This window comes from Nonomuraea sp. NPDC047897 (genome assembly GCF_043204415.1).
Classification (GTDB): domain Bacteria; phylum Actinomycetota; class Actinomycetes; order Streptosporangiales; family Streptosporangiaceae; genus Nonomuraea.
Map to the genome: position 1 here is coordinate 15,138 of NZ_JBIDCC010000027.1, position 21,214 is coordinate 36,351.

20 protein-coding genes are annotated in these 21,214 nt (G+C 71.7%); 7 read left to right on the forward strand and 13 right to left on the reverse strand.

The features are described from left to right. Nucleotides 1-32 precede the first annotated feature (32 nt). Both ACGF0J_RS37015 and ACGF0J_RS37020 read right to left on the reverse strand, forming a co-directional pair. Entirely contained in the window at nt 33-683 is a 651-nt protein-coding gene (locus ACGF0J_RS37015) for a response regulator (protein WP_393153787.1), read from the reverse strand. Then, a complete protein-coding gene (locus ACGF0J_RS37020) occupies nt 680-2,113 on the reverse strand; it encodes a sensor histidine kinase (RefSeq protein ID WP_393153789.1) in 1,434 nt (477 codons plus the stop codon). Before ACGF0J_RS37020 ends, ACGF0J_RS37015 begins: the two co-directional genes overlap by 4 nt. Before the next feature lie 110 nt (nt 2,114-2,223). Between ACGF0J_RS37020 and ACGF0J_RS37025 the strand changes: the two genes are divergently transcribed. Together ACGF0J_RS37025 and ACGF0J_RS37030 are read left to right on the forward strand one after the other, a co-directional pair. Then, entirely contained in the window at nt 2,224-3,129 is a 906-nt protein-coding gene (locus ACGF0J_RS37025; protein ID WP_393153791.1) for an ABC transporter ATP-binding protein, read from the forward strand. Further along, nucleotides 3,126-3,860, forward strand: coding sequence for an ABC transporter permease (locus tag ACGF0J_RS37030; RefSeq protein WP_393153793.1), 735 nt, complete (start codon nt 3,126-3,128; stop codon nt 3,858-3,860). Before ACGF0J_RS37025 ends, ACGF0J_RS37030 begins: the two co-directional genes overlap by 4 nt. Here the strand turns inward: ACGF0J_RS37030 and ACGF0J_RS37035 are convergent, their stop codons facing one another. Next, the gene (locus tag ACGF0J_RS37035; protein ID WP_393153795.1) at nt 3,861-4,766 is read right to left on the reverse strand and encodes an SMP-30/gluconolactonase/LRE family protein; all 906 of its coding nucleotides are present in this window, start codon (nt 4,764-4,766) and stop codon (nt 3,861-3,863) included. A gap of 65 nt (nt 4,767-4,831) precedes the next feature. Between ACGF0J_RS37035 and ACGF0J_RS37040 the strand changes: the two genes are divergently transcribed. Together ACGF0J_RS37040 and soxR are read left to right on the forward strand one after the other, a co-directional pair. Beyond that, complete coding sequence (locus ACGF0J_RS37040; protein WP_393153797.1) at nt 4,832-5,284, forward strand: Lrp/AsnC family transcriptional regulator; 453 nt, start codon at nt 4,832-4,834, stop codon at nt 5,282-5,284. Continuing rightward, entirely contained in the window at nt 5,281-5,769 is a 489-nt protein-coding gene (gene soxR, locus ACGF0J_RS37045) for a redox-sensitive transcriptional activator SoxR (RefSeq protein ID WP_393153799.1), read from the forward strand. Before ACGF0J_RS37040 ends, soxR begins: the two co-directional genes overlap by 4 nt. On the opposite strand, the gene ACGF0J_RS37050 is transcribed toward soxR, so the two are convergent. The 6 genes from ACGF0J_RS37050 to ACGF0J_RS37075 are packed head-to-tail and all read right to left on the reverse strand — an operon-like array spanning nt 5,766 to nt 12,288. Then, nucleotides 5,766-6,800, reverse strand: a complete 1,035-nt coding sequence (locus ACGF0J_RS37050) for an ABC transporter ATP-binding protein (protein WP_393153801.1) — start codon at nt 6,798-6,800, stop codon at nt 5,766-5,768. The two genes, soxR and ACGF0J_RS37050, sit on opposite strands and share 4 nt — an antisense overlap. Further along, nucleotides 6,793-7,821, reverse strand: coding sequence for an ABC transporter ATP-binding protein (locus ACGF0J_RS37055; protein WP_393153803.1), 1,029 nt, complete (start codon nt 7,819-7,821; stop codon nt 6,793-6,795). Before ACGF0J_RS37055 ends, ACGF0J_RS37050 begins: the two co-directional genes overlap by 8 nt. Continuing rightward, nucleotides 7,818-8,786, reverse strand: coding sequence for an ABC transporter permease (locus ACGF0J_RS37060; RefSeq protein WP_393153805.1), 969 nt, complete (start codon nt 8,784-8,786; stop codon nt 7,818-7,820). The genes ACGF0J_RS37055 and ACGF0J_RS37060 overlap by 4 nt, the downstream gene beginning before the upstream one ends. Before the next feature lie 14 nt (nt 8,787-8,800). After that, entirely contained in the window at nt 8,801-9,727 is a 927-nt protein-coding gene (locus tag ACGF0J_RS37065) for an ABC transporter permease (protein WP_393153807.1), read from the reverse strand. A gap of 11 nt (nt 9,728-9,738) precedes the next feature. Beyond that, nucleotides 9,739-11,301: an ABC transporter substrate-binding protein gene (locus ACGF0J_RS37070; RefSeq protein ID WP_393153809.1), complete on the reverse strand. Its 1,563-nt coding sequence runs from the start codon at nt 11,299-11,301 to the stop codon at nt 9,739-9,741. Nucleotides 11,302-11,358: 57 nt separating this feature from the next. Further along, on the reverse strand, nt 11,359-12,288 hold the full coding sequence (locus ACGF0J_RS37075; protein WP_393153811.1) for a 5-dehydro-4-deoxyglucarate dehydratase: 930 nt from the start codon (nt 12,286-12,288) through the stop codon (nt 11,359-11,361). Between the two features lie 95 nt (nt 12,289-12,383). Here ACGF0J_RS37075 and ACGF0J_RS37080 point away from each other — a divergent pair, with 95 nt between their 5' ends. Continuing rightward, nucleotides 12,384-13,166 carry an IclR family transcriptional regulator gene (locus tag ACGF0J_RS37080; RefSeq protein ID WP_393153813.1) on the forward strand — a complete coding sequence of 261 codons (783 nt, stop codon included), beginning with the start codon at nt 12,384-12,386 and terminating at the stop codon, nt 13,164-13,166. Nucleotides 13,167-13,206: 40 nt separating this feature from the next. Here ACGF0J_RS37080 and ACGF0J_RS37085 read toward each other — a convergent pair whose 3' ends face one another. Beyond that, nucleotides 13,207-14,115: an aminoglycoside phosphotransferase family protein gene (locus tag ACGF0J_RS37085; protein WP_393153815.1), complete on the reverse strand. Its 909-nt coding sequence runs from the start codon at nt 14,113-14,115 to the stop codon at nt 13,207-13,209. Nucleotides 14,116-14,180: 65 nt separating this feature from the next. Beyond that, on the reverse strand, nt 14,181-16,475 hold the full coding sequence (gene dnaB, locus ACGF0J_RS37090) for a replicative DNA helicase (protein ID WP_393153817.1): 2,295 nt from the start codon (nt 16,473-16,475) through the stop codon (nt 14,181-14,183). Between the two features lie 284 nt (nt 16,476-16,759). Here dnaB and ACGF0J_RS37095 point away from each other — a divergent pair, with 284 nt between their 5' ends. Both ACGF0J_RS37095 and ACGF0J_RS37100 read left to right on the forward strand, forming a co-directional pair. Next, nucleotides 16,760-18,061 carry an MATE family efflux transporter gene (locus tag ACGF0J_RS37095; protein WP_393153819.1) on the forward strand — a complete coding sequence of 434 codons (1,302 nt, stop codon included), beginning with the start codon at nt 16,760-16,762 and terminating at the stop codon, nt 18,059-18,061. 69 nt (nt 18,062-18,130) lie between these two features. Continuing rightward, on the forward strand, nt 18,131-19,615 hold the full coding sequence (locus ACGF0J_RS37100) for an APC family permease (protein WP_393153821.1): 1,485 nt from the start codon (nt 18,131-18,133) through the stop codon (nt 19,613-19,615). Here the strand turns inward: ACGF0J_RS37100 and ACGF0J_RS37105 are convergent. Further along, nucleotides 19,612-20,355: an amino acid ABC transporter ATP-binding protein gene (locus ACGF0J_RS37105; protein ID WP_393153823.1), complete on the reverse strand. Its 744-nt coding sequence runs from the start codon at nt 20,353-20,355 to the stop codon at nt 19,612-19,614. The two genes, ACGF0J_RS37100 and ACGF0J_RS37105, sit on opposite strands and share 4 nt — an antisense overlap. After that, complete coding sequence (locus tag ACGF0J_RS37110; RefSeq protein WP_393153825.1) at nt 20,352-21,209, reverse strand: amino acid ABC transporter permease; 858 nt, start codon at nt 21,207-21,209, stop codon at nt 20,352-20,354. Before ACGF0J_RS37110 ends, ACGF0J_RS37105 begins: the two co-directional genes overlap by 4 nt. Nucleotides 21,210-21,214 lie beyond the last annotated feature (5 nt).

The following is a 21,214-nucleotide window of genomic DNA, read 5'->3' on the forward strand; positions in this document are numbered from 1 at the left end:
TCCGAAGGTATCCGGTGTCACCGACAGTCCCGCTAACGACTGTTGAGATAGGCGAGGACGGCCAGCACCCTGCGATTGTCGTCGTCGGAGGGGGCGAGGCCGAGCTTGGCGAAGATGCCGGCGGTGTGCTTGGCCACCGCGCTCTCGCTGAGGTAGAGCCGCTGGGAGATGGCGGCGTTGGACCGGCCCTCGGCCATGGCCTCGAGGACCTCCCGCTCGCGCGGGGTCAGGGCGGCCAGCGGCTCGTGCCGGGCGTTGCTGGCCAGCAGCTTGGCGATCACCTCGGGGTCCATGGCCGTGCCGCCGCCGGCGACCCGGCGGACCGCGTCGACGAACTGCTCGGCGTTGAACACCCGGTCCTTGAGCAGGTAGCCGATCGCACCGGAGCCGTCGGCCAGCAGCTCGCGGGCGTAGAGCTGCTCGACGTGCTGGGACAGCACCAGGACGGGCAGCCCCGGCACCTGGCGGCGGGCCGCGAGCGCCGCCTGCAGCCCCTCGTCGGTGAACGTGGGGGGCAGCCGCACGTCCACGACCGACACGTCGGGGCGCAGCTCGACCAGCCCCTTGAGCAGCTCGGGCCCGCTCTCCACCGCCGCCACGACGGTGAAGCCGTGGGCCTGCAGCAGGTGCACCAGGCCGTCGCGGAGCAGGTAGAGGTCCTCGGCGATGAGTACGCGGGTCATGGGCGGAACCATAGACGCGGCGGTGCGGTCTGGACCATCCAGCGTTCCCTGGTGTGGGCGGCGGGGATCGTGATCGCAAGGACGTACATGGCGATGCCCAGCGCGATCATGAACAGGATGACCGGCCACTGCCAGGGCCCGGGCAGGTACAACGCCAGGAACCACGACCTGTGCCGGAAATCGATGATCTTGAAGATGGCCGCGACGAGACCCTGCGGGAACAGGGGGCACCAGGCCGTCAGCCAGAGGAAGACGACCAGGGCGGCCTTGCGGCGCGGCATCCTGGGCTGGCTGCCCGCCCAGTGCTGGGGCAGCACCCGCGGCAGCTCCATGGTCACGGAGGTCGGCCCGCCGGGCGGGCTGGTGATCGCCATCACGCCGTCGAAGGCCGCGAGCCGGCGTTCGATGCCGGCCAGGCCGCTTCCCCTGTCCGGGTCGGCCCCGCCCAGGCCGTCGTCCGTCACGCTCACCCGCAGGTCGGCGTCGTCGCTCCGGATGTCGACCGTCACGGTGCGGGCATCGCCGTGCCGGGCGGCGTTGGCCAGCAGCTCGCTGACCGCGAAGTAGAGCGCGGCCTCCACCGGGAGTTCCGGGCGGTGGGACAGGTCCACCTCCACGCTCACCCGCAGCGGGCTGTCCATGGCGAGCGCCCGCACGGCGTCGGCGAGCCCGCGCTCGGCGAGCACCGGCGGGTGGATGCCGCGGATGACCCGGCGCAGCTCCGTCAGGGTGTCGGCGGACGCCTCCCGGGCCTTGGCGAGCAGTGCCCGGGCCGAGGCGGGGTCGCGGTCGATCAGCTCCTCGGCGGCGCCGAGCGTCATGCCGATCGCCACCAGCCTCGCCTGGGTGCCGTCGTGCAGGTCGCGTTCGATGCGGCGCATCTCGGCGGCCTGGGAGTCGGCCGCGAGGTTGCGCACCCGGTTGAGCCGGGTGACCTGCCGGGCCAGCCGGCTGGTCGTGGTCGGTGAGAGCAGCAACTCGCACCACATGCCGTACAGGCGCAGGGCGCGCCCGGGGACGACGAGCAGCGGCGGCAGCAGGCAGATCTTGATCAGCGGGTCGAGCAGCAGCCACAGCGAGTCGCGCCAGGTGGCCGGGTCGGTCAGCATCCACTTCCACCTGGCGTTCCAGGCGGGGACGCGCGGCGTGCGGTAGAGCGTCCGCTCGGACAGGTACATGCCGTCGGGCCCCGGCTGCGGGGGCGGCGGCTCCGGCAGGTACGGCGGGTCGATCGAGATCCCCGTCCAGGTGGCGACCCGCCGCCGGGCGTCCTCCGCGAGACCGCGCACCAGCCGCACCTGCGGCGGATAGAGGAAGACCATGCCCAGCGCGAAGGACAGCAGCAGGCAGACCGTGGCCACCAGCACCACGGCCAACTGCACGACGCTCAGCCCGAGCAGGGCCAGGATCCGGCCGTACCTTCTCAGCATGGCTCCCAGTCTGCGGGAGCCGGTCCGGTCCGGACACTGCACCTAGGTACACCCTTGCCCGACATCCAGCCGCATTCCCCAGCAGAAGCGCCGTTCCTACCGTCGATGGCATGAAGGTGATCGAGGTCAGGAACCTCCACAAGCGCTACCCCGGCCACGTGGCGGTGGACGACGTGTCGTTCGAGGTCGCCGAGGGAGAGATCTTCGGCATCCTCGGCCCGAACGGCGCCGGCAAGACCACCACGGTCGAGTGCGTCGCGGGGCTGCGCGTCCCCGACGGCGGCACCGTCCGCGTGGCCGGGCTGGACCCGCACCGCGAGCGGGACGGGCTGCGCCGGGTGCTCGGCGTCCAGCTCCAGAGCGCCGCGCTGCCCGGGAAGATCAAGGTGTGGGAGGCGCTGGACCTGTACGCGTCCTTCTACCCCGACCCCGCCGACTGGCCCGAGCTGATGGAGCGGGTCGGGCTCGGCGACAAGCGCGACGCCACCTTCGCCAAGCTCTCCGGGGGGCAGCGTCAGCGGCTGTCGGTCGCCCTGGCCCTGGTCGGGCGGCCGCGCGTGGCGGTGCTGGACGAGCTGACCACCGGGCTCGACCCGCAGGCCCGCCGCGACGCGTGGGAACTGGTCGAGCAGGTGCGTGCCTCGGGCGTGACGATCGTGCTCGTCACGCACTTCATGGAGGAGGCCGAACGGCTCTGCGACCGCATCGCGCTCATCGACCGGGGCCGCGTCGTGGCCGTCGACACCCCGGCCGGACTGGTCGCCCGCGTGGCCGCCGAGCAGCGGGTGCGGTTCAGGCCGTCGGCTCCCGTGGACGACGCCCTGCTGCTCGCGCTGCCGGAGGTGCGGGAGATCTCCCGGAGCGGCGACCACGTCACCGTCTCCGGCACCGGCAACCTCGTCGCCGCCGTCACTCTGGCGCTGGCCGAACACCAGATCGTCCCGGCCGACCTGCGCATCGAGCAGGCGACGCTGGACGACGCGTTCCTCGCGCTCACCGGAAGGAAGCTGTCGTGAAGAAGATCCTCCTCGTCGAGACCAAGCTGCACCTGCGGGAGGTGGGGACCGTGGTGTTCAGCATCGTGCTGCCGGTGGCGCTGCTGCTGGTCATCGGCAGCATCCCGCAACTGTCGGAGCCGAATCCGGCCTTCGGCGGCGAACGTATGATCGACACGCACCTGCCGGCGATGATGACGCTGCTCGCCCTGCTGACCCTGGCGTTCACCGTGCTGCCGGCCGTCCTCGCCACCTACCGCGAGCAGGGGGTGCTCAGGCGGATGTCCACCACGCCGATGCACCCCGGCCGGATGCTGGCGGCCCAGCTCGTGATCAACCTGGTGCTGGGGGTCGCGGCGATCGTCCTGCTGGTGGTGGCCGGGCGGCTGGTGCTGGGGACGGCGCTGCCCCGGCTGCCGGTCGGGTTCGTGCTGGTATTCCTGCTCGGGGCCGCCGCGCTGCTGGCCATGGGGCTGCTGATCGCGGCCCTGGCGCCGTCGGGGAAGGCGGCGCCGCTCATCGGGACGTCGGTGATGTTCCCGCTGATGTTCGTGGCCGGCATGTGGGTGCCGCGCGAGGTCATGCCGGACGCGCTGCGGGCGGTCGGCGACTACTCGGTGGCGGGGCCGTTCGCGCAGGCGCTGCGCGCCACCTGGGCCGGGCAGTGGCCGGAGCCGGCGAACCTGGTCGTCATGGGGGCCGGGCTCGTGCTGTGCAGCGCGCTGGCGGTGCGGTTCTTCCGGTGGGAGTGATCACGCCCAGACGGGGCGGGCGCCCGTCACGTTGACCATCAGCGAGTAGAGCGAGGTGGAGGCGGCGATGAACAGCCGGTTGCGCTTGGGCCCGCCGAAGACCAGGTTGGCGACGTGGTCGGGCAGGTGCAGCCGGCCGATCAGGGTGCCGTCGGGGGCGTGGCAGTGCACGGCCCGGCCGACGGCCGCCCAGATGCGGCCGGCGTCGTCGAGACGCAGCCCGTCGGGCTTGCCCTCCCCCGTGTCGGCCAGCACCTCGCCGCCCGACAGCGCGCCGTCGTCGCCCACGTCGAACACCCGCAGGTGCCTGCGCCGCGTGTCGGCCACGTAGAGGCGGCTCTCGTCCCGGGAGAACGCCAGGCCGTTGGGTCGCTCGAAGTCGTCGGCGACGCGCTCGACCCGGCCGGTCACCGGATCGGCGCGGTAGACGTGGCAGCCGTCGATCTCCTGCTCGGCCCTGACTCCCTCGTAGTCGCTGGTGATGCCGTACGGCGGGTCGGTGAACCAGACGGAGCCGTCGGAGCGCACCACGACGTCGTTGGGGCTGTTGAGCCGCCTGCCCTGCCACCTGTCGGCGATCACCGTGACGGAGCCGTCGTGCTCGGTGCGGGTGACCCGCCGGTTGCCCTGCTCGCAGGAGACCAGGCGGCCCTGACCGTCGAGGGTGTTGCCGTTGACGTAGCCGGCGGGCCGGCGGAAGGTGCCCACGGTGCCGGTCGGCTCGTCCCAGCGCAGCATCCGGTCGTTGGGGATGTCGCTCCACACCAGGAACCGGCCGGCCGGGAAGTAGACCGGACCCTCGGCCCAGCGGGTGCCGACGTGGAGCCGCTCGACCACGTCGTCGCCGGCGACCTCGGCGAAACGCTCGTCCAGCACCTCGAACTGCGTGGGGATGGTGTCCATCATGCCTGAAGCTAATCGCACAGAATGAGGTTTGGTCAATCCGGCTTGCCACAAGATAGGCTATGGCGATGGACGAGATCGACAGAAAGCTGATCGGCCTGCTCCAGGAGGACGCGACCCGGTCGTACGCGGCGCTCGGCAAGGAGGTGGGGCTGTCCGGCGGGGCCGCCCACGAGCGGGTGCGCAAGCTGCGCGAACGCGGGGTGATCAGGCGCACCACGATCGAGGTGGACCCGGCGGCGATCGGCCGCGACGTGGTGGCTTACGTGCTGGTGGACGGCGGCACGTGGATGGGCGACGCCGCCGACAGGCTCGCCGCGATCCCGGCCGTCGAGGAGGCGCACGTCATCGCCGGCCCGGCCTCGCTGCTCCTCAAGGTCCGTACGGCCGGCACCCGCCGCCTCCAGGAGGTGCTGCGGCAGGTGTTCGAGGTGCCGGGGGTCACCGGCACGCGGACCGTCGTGGTTCTGGAGACGTTCTTCGAACGGCCCAGCGATCCCCAAGTAGAGTTGAGGTTATGACGAGGGCGGCGTGGAACTCCAGGGAGCTGACCGTCGGGCAGCTCGCCGAGCGCAGCGGGGTCGCCGTTTCGGCACTCCACTTCTACGAGGCCAAGGGCCTCATCACCAGCCGCCGCACGGCCGGCAACCAGCGGCGCTACACCCGCGACACGCTGCGCCGGGTGGCGTTCGTCAGGCTGGCCCAGCGGCTCGGCATCCCGCTGAAGACGATCCGGGACGCCCTGTCGACGCTGCCGGAGGAGCGCACGCCGACGCGCGACGACTGGGCACGCCTGTCGGCCGCCTGGCGGGCCGAGCTGGACGACCGCATCGAGCAGCTCCAGCGGCTGCGCGACGACCTGACCGACTGCATCGGCTGCGGCTGCCTGTCGCTCGACCGGTGCGCGCTGGCCAACCCCTACGACCGGCTCGGCGAGGAAGGCCCGGGCGCCCGCCGCATGGACACCCGCGTCTGCCCGCCACAGGGCGTCTGCCCGCCCGCCTAGGAGACGTCCGCCTCCTGGAGGGGGAAGTGGCACGCCGCGCCGTGCAGCGGCTCGTCGCCGGACGGCTCCAGGGGCGGCACGGTCTCGGCGCAGCCGTCCTGGGCCCGCCAGCAGCGGGTCCGGAACCTGCACCCCGACGGCGGGTCGAGCGGGGAAGGCACCTCACCCTTGAGCAGGATGCGCTCGCGGCGGACCCCCGCGGTGACGTCGAGGACGGGTGCCGCGGACATCAGGGCGGCGGTGTACGGGTGGCGCGGACGGTCGAACACCTGCCTGGTCGGCCCCGTCTCGACGACCTTGCCCAGGTACATGACCGACACCCGGTCGGCGACATGGCGGACGACCGACAGGTCGTGCGAGATGAACACGTACGACACGCCCAGCCGCGCCTGCAGGTCGGTGAGCAGGTTGAGCACCTGCGCCTGCACCGACAGGTCCAGCGCCGAGACGGGCTCGTCGCAGACGATGACGTCCGGTTCGAGGGCGAGCGCGCGGGCGATGCCGAGCCGCTGCCGCTGGCCGCCCGAGAACTCCTGCGGGTAGCGGCGCGCGTCGCTGGCGCGCAGCCCCACCATGTCGAGGAGCTCGGCCACCCGCCTGCCGCGCTCCTTCACCGGCACCAGGTCGCGGTGCGTCCGCCACGGCTCGCCGACGATGTCCTCGGCGCACAGCCGGGCGTTCAGCGACGCGAACGGGTCCTGGAACACCATCTGCACCCGGCGCCGCCACCTGAGCAGTTCCTTGCCGCGCAGCGCGAACGGGTCCACTCCCTCGAAGCGGACCGAGCCCTGGTCGGGGCGCTCCAGCATGAGCAGCACCCGGGCGAGGGTGGACTTGCCGCAGCCGGACTCGCCCACCAGGCCCAGCGTCTCGCCGTGCCCGAGGCGCAGGTCCACCCCGTCCAGCGCGCGCAGGCGGTTGCGGCCGGAGGCGCCGCGGGGCACATGGAAGGTCTTCGTCACCCCCGTCACCTCCAGCAGGGGAACGCCCGTCTCTCTCGCCGCGAGCGCCGGCATGGCAGCCTCAGTCATCGGCCAGTTCCCTCCAGTGGTGACACGCGGACAGGCGTCCGGGTCCGGACTCGACGAGGAGCGGGCGGCGCTCGGCGCACACGTCGCCGGCCATCGGGCAGCGGGTCCTGAAGGCGCAGCCCGAGGGCACCGCGTGCAGCTCCGGCGGGGTGCCCGGGATGGACTTCAGCGTGGCGCCGCGGGCCACTTCCGCCGGCACCGAGTCGAGCAGCCCCCGCGTGTACGGGTGCCGGGGCCGGGCGAACACGTCCGCCACCCGCCCGGTCTCGACGACGGACCCGGCGTACATGACGGCCACGTGATCGGCCTGCTCGGCCACGACCGCGAGGTCGTGGGTGATCAGGATCAGCGCCGTCCGCTGCTCGGTGCGCAGCTCGCGCAGCAGCTCCATGATCTGGGCCTGCACGGTGACGTCCAGGGCGGTGGTGGGCTCGTCCGCCAGCAGCACCTTGGGGTGCAGCGCCACCGCCAGCGCGATGAGCAGGCGCTGGCGCATGCCGCCGGAGAACTGGTGCGGGTAGGCCCCGACGCGGGAGCGCGGCTCGGGGATGCCGACCCGTTCCATCAGTTCGACGGCCCGTTCCCGGGCAGCGCGGCGCGACAGCTTCTCGTGGATCCGGAACGGCTCGGCGAGCTGGGCGCCGACCGTCTGCACCGGGTTCAGCGCGGTCAGCGCGTCCTGGAAGACGATGGACAGGCCCGGACCGGCCAGCTTGCGGCGCCGTGCCGGCGACAGGCCGAGGATGTCGGTGCCGTCCAGCCGCACCTGCCCGCCGGCGACGTGGGCCACCGGGTCGAGCAGGCCGACGATGGCCTGCGCCGTCATGCTCTTGCCGCAGCCGGACTCGCCCAGCAGCGCCAGCGTCTCGCCGGACCGGACGGAGAAGCTGACCTCGCGCACGGCGCGGACCGTGCCGGCGGGGGTCCGGATGTCGACCGCCAGGCCGTCGACCTCCAGCACCGGCCGGCCGGTAGCGGCGGGCGCGCCGGCCTCGACCGTCACCTCGGCTCGCTCGGTCACGCCCGCACCCCCTTGACCAGGCCCTTGGTGCCGCGCCGCGAACGGGGCAGGGTGAGCCGCCACCGCTGGCCGGGGTCCATCGCCAGGCGGGCCCAGGAGGCGAGGACGGTCGCCGAGACGGTGGTCACGACGATGGCGAGGCCGGGGAAGACGGCGATCCACCAGGCGCTCTGCAGCACCTGCCGGCCCTGGGCGACCATCAGGCCCCAGCTCATGTCCGGCGGCTGGATGCCGATGCCCAGGAAACTCAGCGACGACTCGGTCAGCATCACGAAACAGAAGTCCAGGGTTGCGACGGTGAACAGGGTCGGGAGCACGGTCGGCGCCACGTGCCTGGCGATGATCGCCCAGCTCCCGGTGCCGAACGTCCGCGCCGCGTCGACGAACAGCCGGCTCTGCAGCTCGGCCGACTCGGCCCGCGCGGCCCGCAGGTAGATGGGGATCCGGGCGACCGCCAGGACGAGGACGATGTTCACGGCGCTCGGCGAGAAGACGTACAGGACGACCACGGCCAGCAGCAGCGAGGGGAAGCTGAGGATGATGTCGGCGATCCGCATCGACACGCTCTCCCGCCACCCGCGGTGGTATCCGGCCCACATCCCCCAGACCGACCCGATGACGAGCGAGATGACGACGGCCGGAACCGCCACGGACAGCGTCGTGCCGCTCGCCACGACGAGCCTGGCCAGCAGGCTGCGGCCGAGCGAGTCGCTGCCGAGCACGAACGCCCAGCCGTCGTCGAGGCTGAACGGCGGCCGGTTGACCGCACGCAGGTTCTGCCGGGTGGCCAGGTCGCCGAACAGCAGTGGCCCGAGGACGGCGGAGGCCGCCACGACCAGCAGGATCAGCACAGCCAGGCAGGCGAACCGGTCGCGCAGCAGCAGCCGCCACCAGGTGACCCGGCGGGCGGGCGGCCCCGCCGCCGGCGGGTCGGCGGGGCGTTCGAGCCCGGCCTGAGTGGACATGAGGTCTCCGTTCGTCACGTCGTCACGCCCTGGCGGACCCGGGAGTCCAGGAGCGCGTAGCAGGCGTCGATGACGATGTTGAGCGCGAAGATGGTGATGGCGGTCACCAGGACGGCGGCCTGCAGCACGGCGAAGTCACGCTGCAGGATCGAGGTGATCATCAGCTTGCCGATGCCCGGCCAGCCGAAGATGGTCTCGACGACCACGGCCCCGTTGACCAGCCCGACCGTGAGGTCGCCGGCCACGGTGAGCGCGGGAGGGGCGGCGTTGCGCAGCGCGTGGCCGAAGACCACCCGCACCTCCCCCGCGCCCTTGCTCCGGGCGACCTTGATGTAGGGCGCGGACAGGGCGCTGACCATCGCGCCGCGCACCACCTGCACGAGCACACCGAACGGCCGGATGAGCAGGGTGAGGACCGGCAGCACCCAGGCCGCCGCGCCGACCGTGCCCGAGGTGGGCAGCCAGCCGAGCGCCACGGCGAAGACCAGGACGCCCATGATGGCGAACCAGAAGTCCGGTATGCTCGCCGCGGTGGTGGAGGTGAAGCTGGCGATCCGGTCGGCCGCCGAGTTGGGGCGGTAGGCCGCCCAGCTCCCGACGACGATCGCGCCGAGGATCGCCAGGATCATCGTCGCCCCCGCCAGTTGCAGCGTGGCCGGGAACGCCCGCAGCACCGCCTCGGCCGCGGGTTCCGCCGTCCGCAGCGACTCGCCGAAGTCCAGCCGGGCGACCTGGGCCAGGTAGTCCGCGAACTGGACGTACAGCGGCTGGTCGAAGCCGTGCCGGGCGGCGAACTCGGCCCGCATCTCCGGCGTGGCGCTGAGCGGCAGGTAGAGGTTCGCCGGGTCGCCGGTGAGGCGGGCCAGGCCGAACACCCCGAGGATCACCACGACCAGCGGAAGCGCGCTGGAGGTGATGCGGCGCCGCAGGAAGGTCAGCACACTGGTTCCTCTCAGCCGGCCGGGTGCATGTCGGCGAGGCGCATCTCGTCGTTCGTGGCGGCGTTGGGCTTGTAGGTGACCCGCGGCGACAGGGCGATGATCCCGGTCATGTGGGCCAGGACCGCGTCCCGCACGACGTCCTTGTTCTGGTGCTCCAGCGCCTTGGCGAACGCCGCCTGGCGCTTCTCGCCGGACGCCTGCTCCGCCTCGGTGATCATGTCGTCCAGCTCGGCGGTGCCGTAGCTGCTCTGCGCGCCCTTGCTGCCGTAGATCTGGCCCATCGTGAACGCCGCGTCACCGGCCTGGTTGCCGTGCTGGGCCTGGAGCAGCGTCGGGCCGAGGTTCTTCGGGAACGGGCGCAGCAGGTACTCCAGCCAGGCGTTCACGTCGAGCATCTCGATCTCCACCTTGAGCCCGGCCTCGATCAGCGCGTTCTGCACGACCTCCATCGCCTCGGCGGCCTTGGGGTAGATCCCGTTCCGTCCGATGATCTTGATTGGGGTGTCGGTGGGGACGCCGTCCGCCTTGGCCTCGGCGATCAGCTTCTTGGCCTGCGCCATGTCGAACGGCCAGGCCTCGATGGCGGTGCTGTGCCCGGTCACGCCCTCGGGCACGAGCTGGCCGGCCGGCTTGCCGAGCCCGGCGAAGACCGACGCGACCAGGCCGTTCCGGTCGATGGCGTAGTTGATCGCCTGGCGGACGCGGAGGTCGTTCAGCGGCGCCTTGGTGGCGTCGATCCGCAGGTAGGACGTCTCGTTGTTGGGGTACTGCACGGCCGAGTCACCGGCGCCGTCCTCGGGGGCGAGGCCGATGGCCACGTCCGCCTCGTCACTCTTGACCATGGCCGCCCGGATGCTGCCCTCGGCGCGCCAGACGTACTCCGCGGCGGCGAACTCGGGGGCCTTGCCCCAGTAGCCGGCGAAACGCTCCAGGCGCAGGCTCCGGCCGGTGTCCCATTTGGCGATCTTGTACGGGCCGGTGCCCACGGGCTCGCGGACCTTGCCGGTCGTGCTCGTGGTGGTCGGCACGATCTCGACGAACGACAGCCGCAGCGGGAGGATCGGGTCCGCCTTGGTCGTCTTGACCTTCAGCGTCGTGTCGTCCACGGCCGTGGCCGTGAGCTCGATGCCGCCGAAGACGTAGCCGTCGACGTTGCAGTCGATCTCGGAGCCGACGGTGCGGTCGATGGAGAACGCGGCCGCCTTGGCGTCGAAGGCCGTGCCGTCGTGGAACTTCACGCCCGGACGCAGGGTGAAGGTCCACTCGGTGGGCGAGTCCTGCTTCCACTCGGTCGCCAGCGCCGGCTGGAGCTGACCGGTGCTGGGGTCGCGCTCGGTGAGCGCCTCGGTGATGTTGGCACGGGTGACGCGGCCCGTGGCGGTGAGGGACGCGTCGCACGGCTCCAGCGTGGGCGGCTCCTCGGGGAGCACGACGCGGACGGTGTTGGCCGCGGCGCCGCCCGAGGCCTCGGGGCCGCTGTTGGCGACCGAGCACGCGCCGGCGGACAGCATGGTGCCGAGCGCCAGCAAGGCGGAGGCCGCCTGCCGCCGGCGGGGGGTGCTCGGCACTCGCATTGTTTTGATCATGATTCCTCCGAAACAGCCTGATCCCGGTGCCGGGACGGCCACGTGCTAGGCGACCGGCGTCGCGCTGATGGCGGCGAGGCCGCGGTCGATGATGCGGGCGAGCTGCTCGCGGTGCTCCGGCGAGACGTCGGCCAGCGGCGGGCGGACGGGGCCCGCGGAGCGACCGCGGATCTCCAGACCGGCCTTGACCAGGGCGACGGCGTAGCCGGGGGTCGTGTCGCGCAGTTCGGCGAGCGGGGCGTAGAACTCGCGCAGCAGCAGGTCCTGCGTCGCCTCGTCGTCGTTCTCGAACGCGGTGAAGAACGCGCCGGCGACCTCCGGCAGAAAGGCCAGCACCGCCGAGGAGTAGGCGCGGGCGCCCAGACCGGCGTAGGCGCGGGCGAAGATCTCGGCGGTCGGCATGCCGTTGAGCAGGGCCAGCCGGCCGCCGGTGGCGGTGCGGATGCGCTGGAGCAACTCCATGTCACCGTACCCGTCCTTGAGGGCGACGATGTTGCCGATCTCGGCCAGCTCGGCCACCGCGCCGGGTGAGAAGATCGCGGTGCCGCGCTGGTAGAGGATGACGTCGAGATCCGTGGCCGCGGCCACCTCCCGGTAGTGGGCGACGAGCCCGGCCGGCGGGCCGACCTGCAGGTATGGTGGGAGCGCCAGCAGGCCGTCGGCTCCGGCGGCCTGCGCCGTGCCGGCGAGGTCCACGGCCGTCCGCGTGCCGCCGCCGACGCCCGCGAGCACCGGCGCCGCCCCGGCCACGTGCTCGACGGCGGTCCGGACCACGGCCTCGTGCTCGGCGGCGGTCAGCGAGGCGAGTTCCCCGGTGCCGCAGGCGACGAAGATCGCGCCGGGCTTCGCGGCGAGCATGGCGGTGAGGTGGTCCTTGAATCGAGGCAGATCCAGATCCCCCGTGTCCGTGAACGGCGTGACGGGGAACGCGAGCAGACCGGAGAGAGAGGCGACTCGCGAAACGGCAGCGGACATCAACGGAAACCTCTTGTCTACATATGAAGACGGCGTCTATACTTGTAGCCCGAGACATTAAGTCGCTGTTTCCGGAAACGTCAAGAGGTGGACAGATGGGGCCATACGTCCCAGCCCAGGCGGCCGAGCCGATCGAGGCCGGGGGCGTCCGGAGCGTGAAGTCCGCCGAGCGGACCATCGCCGTCCTCGAATACCTCAGCGCGGCCAAGGAGGCGCGCACGCTCCGCGAGGTGACCACCGACCTGGGGCTGCCCCGCGCCAGCGGCTACGCGCTGCTCACCACCCTGGCGCAGACCGGATGGGTCGAGACGGACGGGACCGGCCGCTACCGCCTGGGCATCCGCGCGCTGCGCGCCGGCGAGTCGTACGTCGAGCGCGACGACGTCGTCAAGCGGGCGCAGCCGGTGATGGACGCGCTGCACGACGACCTCGGAGAGACCATCCACCTGGCGCGCCTCGACGGCGCCGAGGTCGTCTACCTGGCCACCCACATCTCCCGGCACTCCCTCGCCGTCGTCTCCCGGCCCGGCCGGCGCCTGCCCTGCTGGACGACCGGGCTCGGCAAGGCCATCCTCGCCGGACGCCCCTGGGAGGAGGTCGACGCGCTCCTCCCCGAGACCCTGGAGGCGCGCACCGTCCACACGATCACCGACCGGCCGGCGCTGCGCGCCGAACTGGAGGAGATCCGCCGCCGCGGACACGCCGTGGACGAGCAGGAATCCACCATCGGCCTGCGCTGCTTCGCCGTCGCCCTCGACTTCGGGGCCGCTCCGGCCGAGGCGCTGAGCTGCTCCATCCCCATGGTCCGCCTCGACCCCCAGCGCGAGGAGGTGATCGTGGCCGCCCTACGCCGGGCGCGGGACCGCATCGTCCGCTGAGCGGCGCCCGCCGCCGGACACGTCCCTCGGGACGTGCCGCTCAGCGTGCCGCGACGTCGGCGAGGATCGCTTGCAGTCGTGCTCGGCATTCGGCGACGAAGGCGGGATAACTGTGCCAGTAGTACGAGATTCCGCTGACGGCCACCGCGATGGCCCACGCCCTGGCGCGGGCCCACGTCAGCTCGTCAAGGTTCAGGACGTTCCGGTAAGCCTGTCGTGCCTGGGGCGGCAGGTCCCAGACGGTGGAGTGCTCGGCGTCGGGAAAACCGACCGACAGGCTCCCGAAGTCGATGACCGCGTGCAGCTCACCCTCCCGCACCAGGAGATTGGTGGGCTTGAGGTCGCCGTGGAGCCACACCTGCGCTCCGGCAGGCTCGGGCAGGGCGAGCGCGGCGTTCCACAACCGTTCCAGGGTCTCGACGTCGAGCTCCGCACCGCATCTCGTCCGGCAGGCTGCGAAACAGGAGCCGACCCATCCCTCGCACTCCCGCAGGTGCCCCCCGCGGTACCAGCTGAGGTCGCCCACGCGGGCCGCCCCCATCAGGTCGATGCCGTGCAGCTCGCGCACGAACTCCGCCAGGTCGCTTCCGAAGGCGGCCCAGTCCTGGACGGTGTCCCGCCGGGCTTCGTTCCCGTCGATCCAGCGGTAGACCGACCAGGAGAGCGGGAAGGCCGGGGTGGGCGCGCCGGCGTGGACCGGCTCCGGGACCGGACGCGGGAGCAGTGGCGCCAGGCGGGGAAGCCACTCCTGCTCCTTCCGTACGGACCGCGCGTTGTCAGCCGTCCGCGGAAGTCGCACGAGCAGGTCGTCACCCAGCCGGTACATGACGTTGTCCGTGCCCGCGCCCGCCGGCGACAACGGCAGGCCGGCCCACTGCGGGCACTGCGCCGCCAGCAGCGAGCTGACGATCACCTCGTCGATGGGGACTTCGTTCTCGTGAAGCGTCACACTCAGGCATCTTCGCGCCGGACGACCCGGCAGGCGAACCAATATCCGCCCACCATCAGGTCCGGCTAGTGCTGGGCCATGTCGACGAAGCGGCTGTAGTGGCCCTGGAAGGCGACGGTGACGGTCGCCGTGGGACCGTTACGGTGCTTGGCCACGATCAGGTCGGCCTCACCGGCCCGCGGCGACTCCCGCTCGTAGGCGTCTTCCCGGTGCAGCAGGATGACCATGTCGGCGTCCTGCTCGATGGATCCAGATTCGCGAAGGTCGCTCACTTGGGGGCGTTTGTCCGTGCGCTGCTCGGGGCCACGGTTGAGCTGCGAGATGGCGATGACCGGGACTTCGAGCTCCTTGGCCAGCAGCTTGATGGCACGGGAGATCTCGGACACCTCGTTCTGGCGGCTCTCGGTCTTCTTCGGCGAGCTCATCAGCTGGAGGTAGTCGATGACCACGAACCTCAGGTCGTTGCGCTGCTTGAGCCGCCGGCACTTGGCCCGGATCTCCATCATCGACATGTTGGGCGAGTCGTCGATGAACAGCGGCGCCTCGGCCACCTCGCTCATCCGGCGGGCCAGCCGGGTCCAGTCGTCGTCGCTCATCATGCCGGACCGCATCGACTGCAGCGACACCCGCGCCTCCGCCGACAGCAGACGCATGGTGATCTCGTTGCGCGACATCTCCAGCGAGAAGATGACGGTGGTCATCCCGTGCTTGATGGCCGCCGACCGCGCGAAGTCGAGCCCGAGGGTGCTGTTGTGCGTGGGGATGCAGCTTCTGCTCGCGAGGTAGAGGTGGTCGGCGTTGTCGACCTCGACGCAGCGCACGGGCCGCGACTCGACGGGGCGCACGTCCACGATGTGCCGGACGCGCGGGGCGGGGTGCGCGGTGCGGGCATGCAGCTCCGCCTTGCCGGGCAGGCGGAACACCTTCTCCGCCGTGGTGAAACTGATCACGTAGCGGGTGGCGGGCGACTCCGTGCGGCCCTCGACCGGTCGGGTGCGCATCGTCGCCCGGTGACCGAGGCTGAGGACCAGCTCATGCACGTCGTGAGCCAGCCGCCGGTCGGTCACGGCGAACCGGATCCGACCGGAGCGGTCGACGTGACCGCCGGTGTCGAGCAGGCCGGCCAGCAGGTCGTGGCGCTGGCGCCTGGACGCGCGCAGGTAGGGCTGCGGGACGTGCCTGTCGTCGAGCACGCCGAGGGTCCGCAGGACGCCCTCGCTGAGACCTTCGCTCCCCAGGCCGGCGATGATCTCGGGCTCGGTCGTGGCCGGGCGGGCGGCGGAGGTCTCCCCGCCACCCAGCCAGACGCCGAGCGCGTACGGCGAGAGCGGCAGGTCCCGTTCGTCGAGCTCGAAGGCGGCCGAGACCGCGACGGCGTGGTCGGGCGGCCGGCCGTCCGTGGCGCGCCGCAGCGTCGCGGCGATCTCCTCGGTGGTGACCACGTCGTGCGCGGCCGTCGTGGCGGTGTGCTCCGGCGCGGCGATCTGCCACTGGTGCTGCGCGTCGGCGACGATCACCGTGCCGTCGCTGAACTCCACCTCGTAGCACGGCCTGTCGTGCATGACCTCGGTGGCCGCGACGACGCGGGTCGGCCTGCCGTCGGCGCCGATCAGCTCGTCGCCCACCCGGACCTCGCCCATCGTCGTCCAGCCCGTCGGGGTGGGGAGGGGCGTGTCGAGCGCGAGCGCCTTCCCGATGGCCGGGCGGGCGGCGACGACGATCATCTGGCCGGCGTGGAGACCGTTGGTGAGCTGGTCGAGGTCCTGGAAGCCGGTGGGGACGCCGACCATCTGGCCGCCGCGGCTGCCGATGGCCTCCAGCTCGTCGAGGGCGCCCGGCATGATGTCGGCCAGCGGGGCGTAGTCCTCGGAGGTGCGGCGCTCGGTGACCTTGTAGATCTCGGCCTGGGCGCGGTCGACGAGGTCGTCGACCTCCTCGTTGTTGCCGCCGTAGCCGAAGGAGACGATGCGGGTGCCGGCCTCGATGAGGCGGCGGAGGATGGCCTGCTCGCGGACGATCTTCGCGTAGTAGCCGGCGTTGGCCGCCGTGGGGACGACGGCGGTCAGGGTGTGGAGGTAGGCGGCGCCGCCGACCCGGGCCATCTCGCCGCGCTTCTGCAGCTCGTCGAAGACGGTGACGGCGTCGGCGGGCTCGCCGCGGCCGTAGAGGTCGGTGATGACGTCGTAGATCATCTGGTGGGCGGGCCGGTAGAAGTCGTCGGCCTTGATGATCTCGACGACGTCGGCGATCGCGTCCTTGGACAGCAGCATGCCGCCCAGGACCGACTGCTCCGCCTCGATGTTGCTGGGCGGCGTGCGCTCGAAGCCGGGACCCGCACCGGTCTCTTCGTCAATGCTCACCGCGCCCCCTCGACAACCCTTGCGGCGGTCGCACCACCCCCACTTGTAGTCGACCGGGCTGACAGTTTCGCGGGTTCGGGGGACGTCGGCAACGCGGCCTGTGGATAACCTTGTGGACAGCCTGTGCATGACTGTCCCCAAGGTGTGAAAGCACTGTGGACGAAACCTGTGGATAACCCGGAAGATCATCCACCGCACCCTCGCTGAGCAGGCACGACTTCATCCACCGGTTGTGGAGAAAAGAAAGTTGGCCCCAGATGCCCCGTAATGGGCATAATAGCCAAATGCCCATTACACGCCAGGACAAGGAGATTCTCCGGCTTGCGGTGCCCGCGTTCGGCGCGCTGGTCGCCGAGCCGCTGTTCCTGCTCGCCGACTACGCGATCGTCGGTCACGGGCTGGGGACCACGGCCGTGGGCGCCCTGGGCGTGGCGGGCACGGTGCTGGCCACGATGGTCAACCTCTGCGTCTTCCTGGCGTACGGCACCACGGCCTCCGTGGCGCGACAGAGCGGTGCGGGCAACCACGGGCAGGCCATGCGCGGCGGCGTGGACGGCATCTGGCTCGCCCTCGCCATCGGCGTCGCGCTCGTCGCGGTCTGCTGGCCCGCCGCCCCCGCCATCGTCGGGATGTTCGGCGCGCCGCCGGGCCAGGCGGACGAAGCCGTGACCTACCTGCGCATCAGCCTGCTCGGCGCGCCCGCCATGCTGGTCGTGCTGGCGGGCACGGGCGTGCTGCGCGGGCTGCAGGACACCGCGACCCCGCTGGTCGTGGCGATCGGCTCGTTCGCGCTCAACGCCGCGCTGAACGCCTGGTTCGTCCTCGGCATGGACTGGGGCATCGCCGGGTCCGCCTGGGGGACCGTGCTGGCGCAGACGCTCGGCGCCGTCGTGTACGTGGCCGTGGTCGTCAAGGGGGCGCGGCGGCTCGGCACGTCCCTGCTCCCCGACCTGGCCGGGGTGCGCCAGGCGGGCACGGCCGGCGTCGCCCTGCTCGTCCGGACCGTCTGCCTGCGGATCGTCCTCATCGTCGCCACCGTGGTCGCCACCAGGATGGGTGAGGCGGAGCTGGCCGCGTACGCCATCGCGACGCAGGTGTGGACGCTGCTGGCCCTCGCCCTGGACGCCATCGCGATCGCCGGGCAGGCCATCACCGGCCGCAGCCTCGGCGCCGGCGACGCCGAGGCCACCAAGGAGGCGACCCGGCGCATGGTGCGCTGGGGCGTCTGGTCGGGTGCCGTGCTGGCCGTGCTGGTGCTCGCCGCCAGGCCGTTGCTGCCCGCGCTGTTCGACGCGGACCCGCAGGTCACCGAGCACCTGCTGGCCGTACTGTGGCCGGTGGCGCTGCTCCAGCCGCTGTGCGGCGTGGTGTTCGTGCTCGACGGGGTGCTCATCGGCGCGGGAGACCAGCGTTACCTCGCGTGGGCGGGTGTGTGGACGACGCTCGCCTACCTGCCGGCCGCGTTCCTGGTGGCCGATCTCGGCATCGTCGCGCTCTGGTGCGCGCTCGGCCTGTGGATGTTCGCACGTCTGATCACACTGGTACGGCGGGCCACCGGCACGGCATGGCTGGTGACCGGGGCGTAACCGTCCTGTGCTTGCCGTGGCAGGAGGGGTGAGGCACTGTGGGCGAGTTCCACGAGCGGAGAGTGCCCCGTGTCCACGATCCTGCGACGTCTTCCCGCCAGTGAGGCGACCGGCCTGCGCACGGGCGCCCGGCACAGTCTCGCCGAGCTCTACCGGCCGGCCGACCTCGTCGTGCTCGGCCTGGGCGTGACGATCGGGGCGGGCATCTTCAGCATCGCGGGCCGGCAGGCCGCCACCATGGCCGGACCCGGCGTGATCCTCTCCTTCATGATCGCCGGCATCGCGTCCCTGCTCGCGTGCCTGTGCTACGCCGAACTGTCCTCGACGATGCCGACCTCGGGCAGCGCCTACACGTTCACCTATGTGATCTTCGGTGAGGTGTGGGCGTGGATCATCGGCTGGGCCCTGATCCTCGAACTCCAGCTCGCCGCGGCGGTGGTCGCCCGGGCGTGGGGCGAACTCACCGTGCGGGCCCTCGCGAACTTCGGCGTCGGCCTGCCCGCACCCGACCTGGTCGTGAACCTGCTCGTGCTGCTCATCCTGGCGTTGCTCACCGGCGTCGTCGCCCTCAACGCGCGGATCGGCCTGCGCGCGCTGTGGGTCATGGTGGCGGCCAAGCTGCTCGCCATCGGCGCCGTCATCGTCGTGGGCGCCGCGCACGTCGAACCGGCCAACTTCGGTGACTTCCACGCCGATCCCCAACCGCTGGCCGCCCCGTCCGCGACCGTGCTCGACGTCTTCCTCGGGCAGAGCCACGCCTTCGGCTGGTTCGGCATCTTCGCGGCGGCGCCGGCCATCGCCTTCGCCTACATCGGGTTCGACATCGTCGCCACCGCGGCCGAGGAGACCGTCAACGCGCCCCGGGCGGTCCCGAAGGGCATGATCCGCAGCCTGGTCGTCGCCACCGTCATCTACATCGCGGTGGCCGTGGTCATGGTCGGCATGATCCCGTACTCCAGCATCTCCGTGGACGCGCCGCTGTCCGGCGCGTTCCGCGGTGTGGGCGTCCACTGGATGGCGCACGTCATCGACATCGGCGCGGTGCTGGGCCTGACCACGGTGATCCTCGTGCTGCTCGTGGGGCAGACCCGGGTCATGTTCTCGATGGCCCGCGACGGGCTCATGCCGCGCGGGCTCGCCGCGATCAGCCGCCGCTACCACACGCCTTCGCGGGTGACGCTGGTGATCGGCGGGATCGGAATCCTGCTGGCGGTGTTCGCGCCGGTGTTCACGCTGGAGCAGCTCGTCGTCATGGGGGCGCTGTTCGCGTTCGTGTTCGTGGCGGCCGGGGTGATCGTGATGCGCCGCCGGATGCCGCACCTGGAGCGCGGCTTCAGCGTGCCGCTGTCGCCGGTGCTGCCCGCCCTGTCGCTGCTCGCGACGCTCTGGCTGATGGTGAACCTGCACGTCATCACGTGGGTGTGGTTCGCCCTGTGGATGGCCTTCGGCCTGCTGGTCTACCTCGGGTACGGCCGACGCCACAGTCTGCTGGCCGCACCGCGGCCGACGCCGCACCCCGACCCCGCTCCGGGGCGGGGCCGGCACCGCCGCTAGAGCCGGCCCGCCTCGACCACCGCGCGCAGGAAGTCCCGGGTCCGGGCGTGCTCCGGGTCGCCGAAGATCTTCTCCGGCGGCCCCTGCTCCAGCACCACTCCGTCGTCGAGGAAGCACACGGTGTCGGAGATGTCGCGGCAGAAGCCCATCTCGTGCGTCGTCAGGATCATCGTCATGCCTGACTGCTTGAGCTCCCTGATGATCTCCAGCACCTCGGCCACCAGCGTCGGGTCGAGCGCGGAGGTGACCTCGTCGAGCAGCAGGAGCATCGGCTCCGTCGCCAGCGCGCGGACGATCGCCACCCGCTGCTGCTGGCCGCCGGAGAGCTGGTCGGGGTAGGCGCGCGCCTTGGCGGCCAGGCCGAACCTGGTCAGCAGGTCGTGCGCCCGCTCCTCCGCCTGCGCCCGCGGCACGCCGTGCACCTGGCGCGGCGCGAGCGTGATGTTGTCGAGCACCGTCATGTGCGGGAAGAGGTTGAACGCCTGGAACACGATGCCGAGCCGCTTGCGCACGTCGTCGACGTTCACCCGCGGGTCGGTGATGTCCCGGCCGTCGAGCAGGATCACCCCGTCGTCCACGGTCTCCAGCAGGTTGACGCAGCGCAGCAGCGTGGACTTGCCGGAGCCGGACGCGCCGATGAGGCTGACGACCTCGTGCGGGCGCACCTCCAGGTCGATGCCGCGCAGCACGCTGTGGTCGCCGAAGTGCTTCCACACGCCGTCGATGGTCAGCAGGCTCATGCTCCCCGCCTCCTCCTGGTGCGCTCGGCCAGGTGGTCGGTGAACCTGGCCATGGGGATGGTGAGCAGGATGAACAGCAGCGCCGCCACCAGGTAGGACGTGTAGTTGAACGTGCCGGAAGTGTAGATCTGCGCCTGGCGCAGCGCCTCCAGCGGGCCGAGGGTGGCCACCAGCGCGGTGTCCTTCTGCAGCGAGACGAAGTCGTTCAGCAGCGGAGGGACCACCCTGCGGGTGGCCTGGGGCAGGACGACGTGACGCAGGGTCTTGGCGTGGCTGAGGCCCAGGGAGCGGGCCGCCGCCACCTGACTGGGATGGATCGAGTCGATGCCCGATCGGAACACCTCGGCCACGTACGCGCCGTAGGAGAGCGTCAGGGCGATGATGCCGAGCGTGACCAGGTCGGTGGGGACGCCCTGCAGGTTGAGCGCCGGCACCCCGAACCCGATGAGGAAGATCACCAGGAGCGTCGGCACCCCACGGAAGACGTCGGTGTACAGGGTGGCCAGCGCCCTGATCGGGAAGAAGGCGGGCGTCTTGACGCCCCTGGCGAACGCCACGAGCAGGCCCACGACGAGGATGCACGGCTCGGCGATCAGGAAGATCTTGATGTTGACCAGGAACCCCGACGCCACGTCGGGCAGCGCGTCGGCGAAGGCCTCACCGCTGAGGAACGCCTCCCGCACACGAGACCAGCCCGGCGCGTTGGTCACGACCACCGCGACGAGCACGGCGAACACGATCGTGGAGGCGGTCGCGATCGAGGCCGAGCGGCGGGCCCGCGATCTGCGGACCCGCTCGCGCTCCCGCTGCCGGTCGCTCTTGACCCAGCCCGGGCCGGCGGGCATGTCACTCATCGGTC

Bases quoted from the DNA above. Each gene is read 5' to 3' on its own strand.
- ACGF0J_RS37040 (WP_393153797.1), top strand. From the start codon at position 4,832: ATGGACGAGATCGACAGAAAGCTGATCGGCCTGCTCCAGGAGGACGCG.
- ACGF0J_RS37070 (WP_393153809.1), bottom strand. From the start codon at position 11,301: ATGCGAGTGCCGAGCACCCCCCGCCGGCGGCAGGCGGCCTCCGCCTTG.
- ACGF0J_RS37105 (WP_393153823.1), bottom strand. From the start codon at position 20,355: ATGAGCCTGCTGACCATCGACGGCGTGTGGAAGCACTTCGGCGACCAC.
- ACGF0J_RS37110 (WP_393153825.1), bottom strand. From the start codon at position 21,209: ATGAGTGACATGCCCGCCGGCCCGGGCTGGGTCAAGAGCGACCGGCAG.
- ACGF0J_RS37075 (WP_393153811.1), bottom strand. From the start codon at position 12,288: ATGTCCGCTGCCGTTTCGCGAGTCGCCTCTCTCTCCGGTCTGCTCGCG.
- ACGF0J_RS37015 (WP_393153787.1), bottom strand. From the start codon at position 683: ATGACCCGCGTACTCATCGCCGAGGACCTCTACCTGCTCCGCGACGGC.
- ACGF0J_RS37060 (WP_393153805.1), bottom strand. From the start codon at position 8,786: ATGTCCACTCAGGCCGGGCTCGAACGCCCCGCCGACCCGCCGGCGGCG.
- soxR (WP_393153799.1), top strand. From the start codon at position 5,281: ATGACGAGGGCGGCGTGGAACTCCAGGGAGCTGACCGTCGGGCAGCTC.
- ACGF0J_RS37035 (WP_393153795.1), bottom strand. From the start codon at position 4,766: ATGATGGACACCATCCCCACGCAGTTCGAGGTGCTGGACGAGCGTTTC.
- ACGF0J_RS37020 (WP_393153789.1), bottom strand. From the start codon at position 2,113: ATGCTGAGAAGGTACGGCCGGATCCTGGCCCTGCTCGGGCTGAGCGTC.
- ACGF0J_RS37080 (WP_393153813.1), top strand. From the start codon at position 12,384: ATGGGGCCATACGTCCCAGCCCAGGCGGCCGAGCCGATCGAGGCCGGG.
- ACGF0J_RS37095 (WP_393153819.1), top strand. From the start codon at position 16,760: ATGCCCATTACACGCCAGGACAAGGAGATTCTCCGGCTTGCGGTGCCC.
- ACGF0J_RS37050 (WP_393153801.1), bottom strand. From the start codon at position 6,800: ATGACTGAGGCTGCCATGCCGGCGCTCGCGGCGAGAGAGACGGGCGTT.
- ACGF0J_RS37025 (WP_393153791.1), top strand. From the start codon at position 2,224: ATGAAGGTGATCGAGGTCAGGAACCTCCACAAGCGCTACCCCGGCCAC.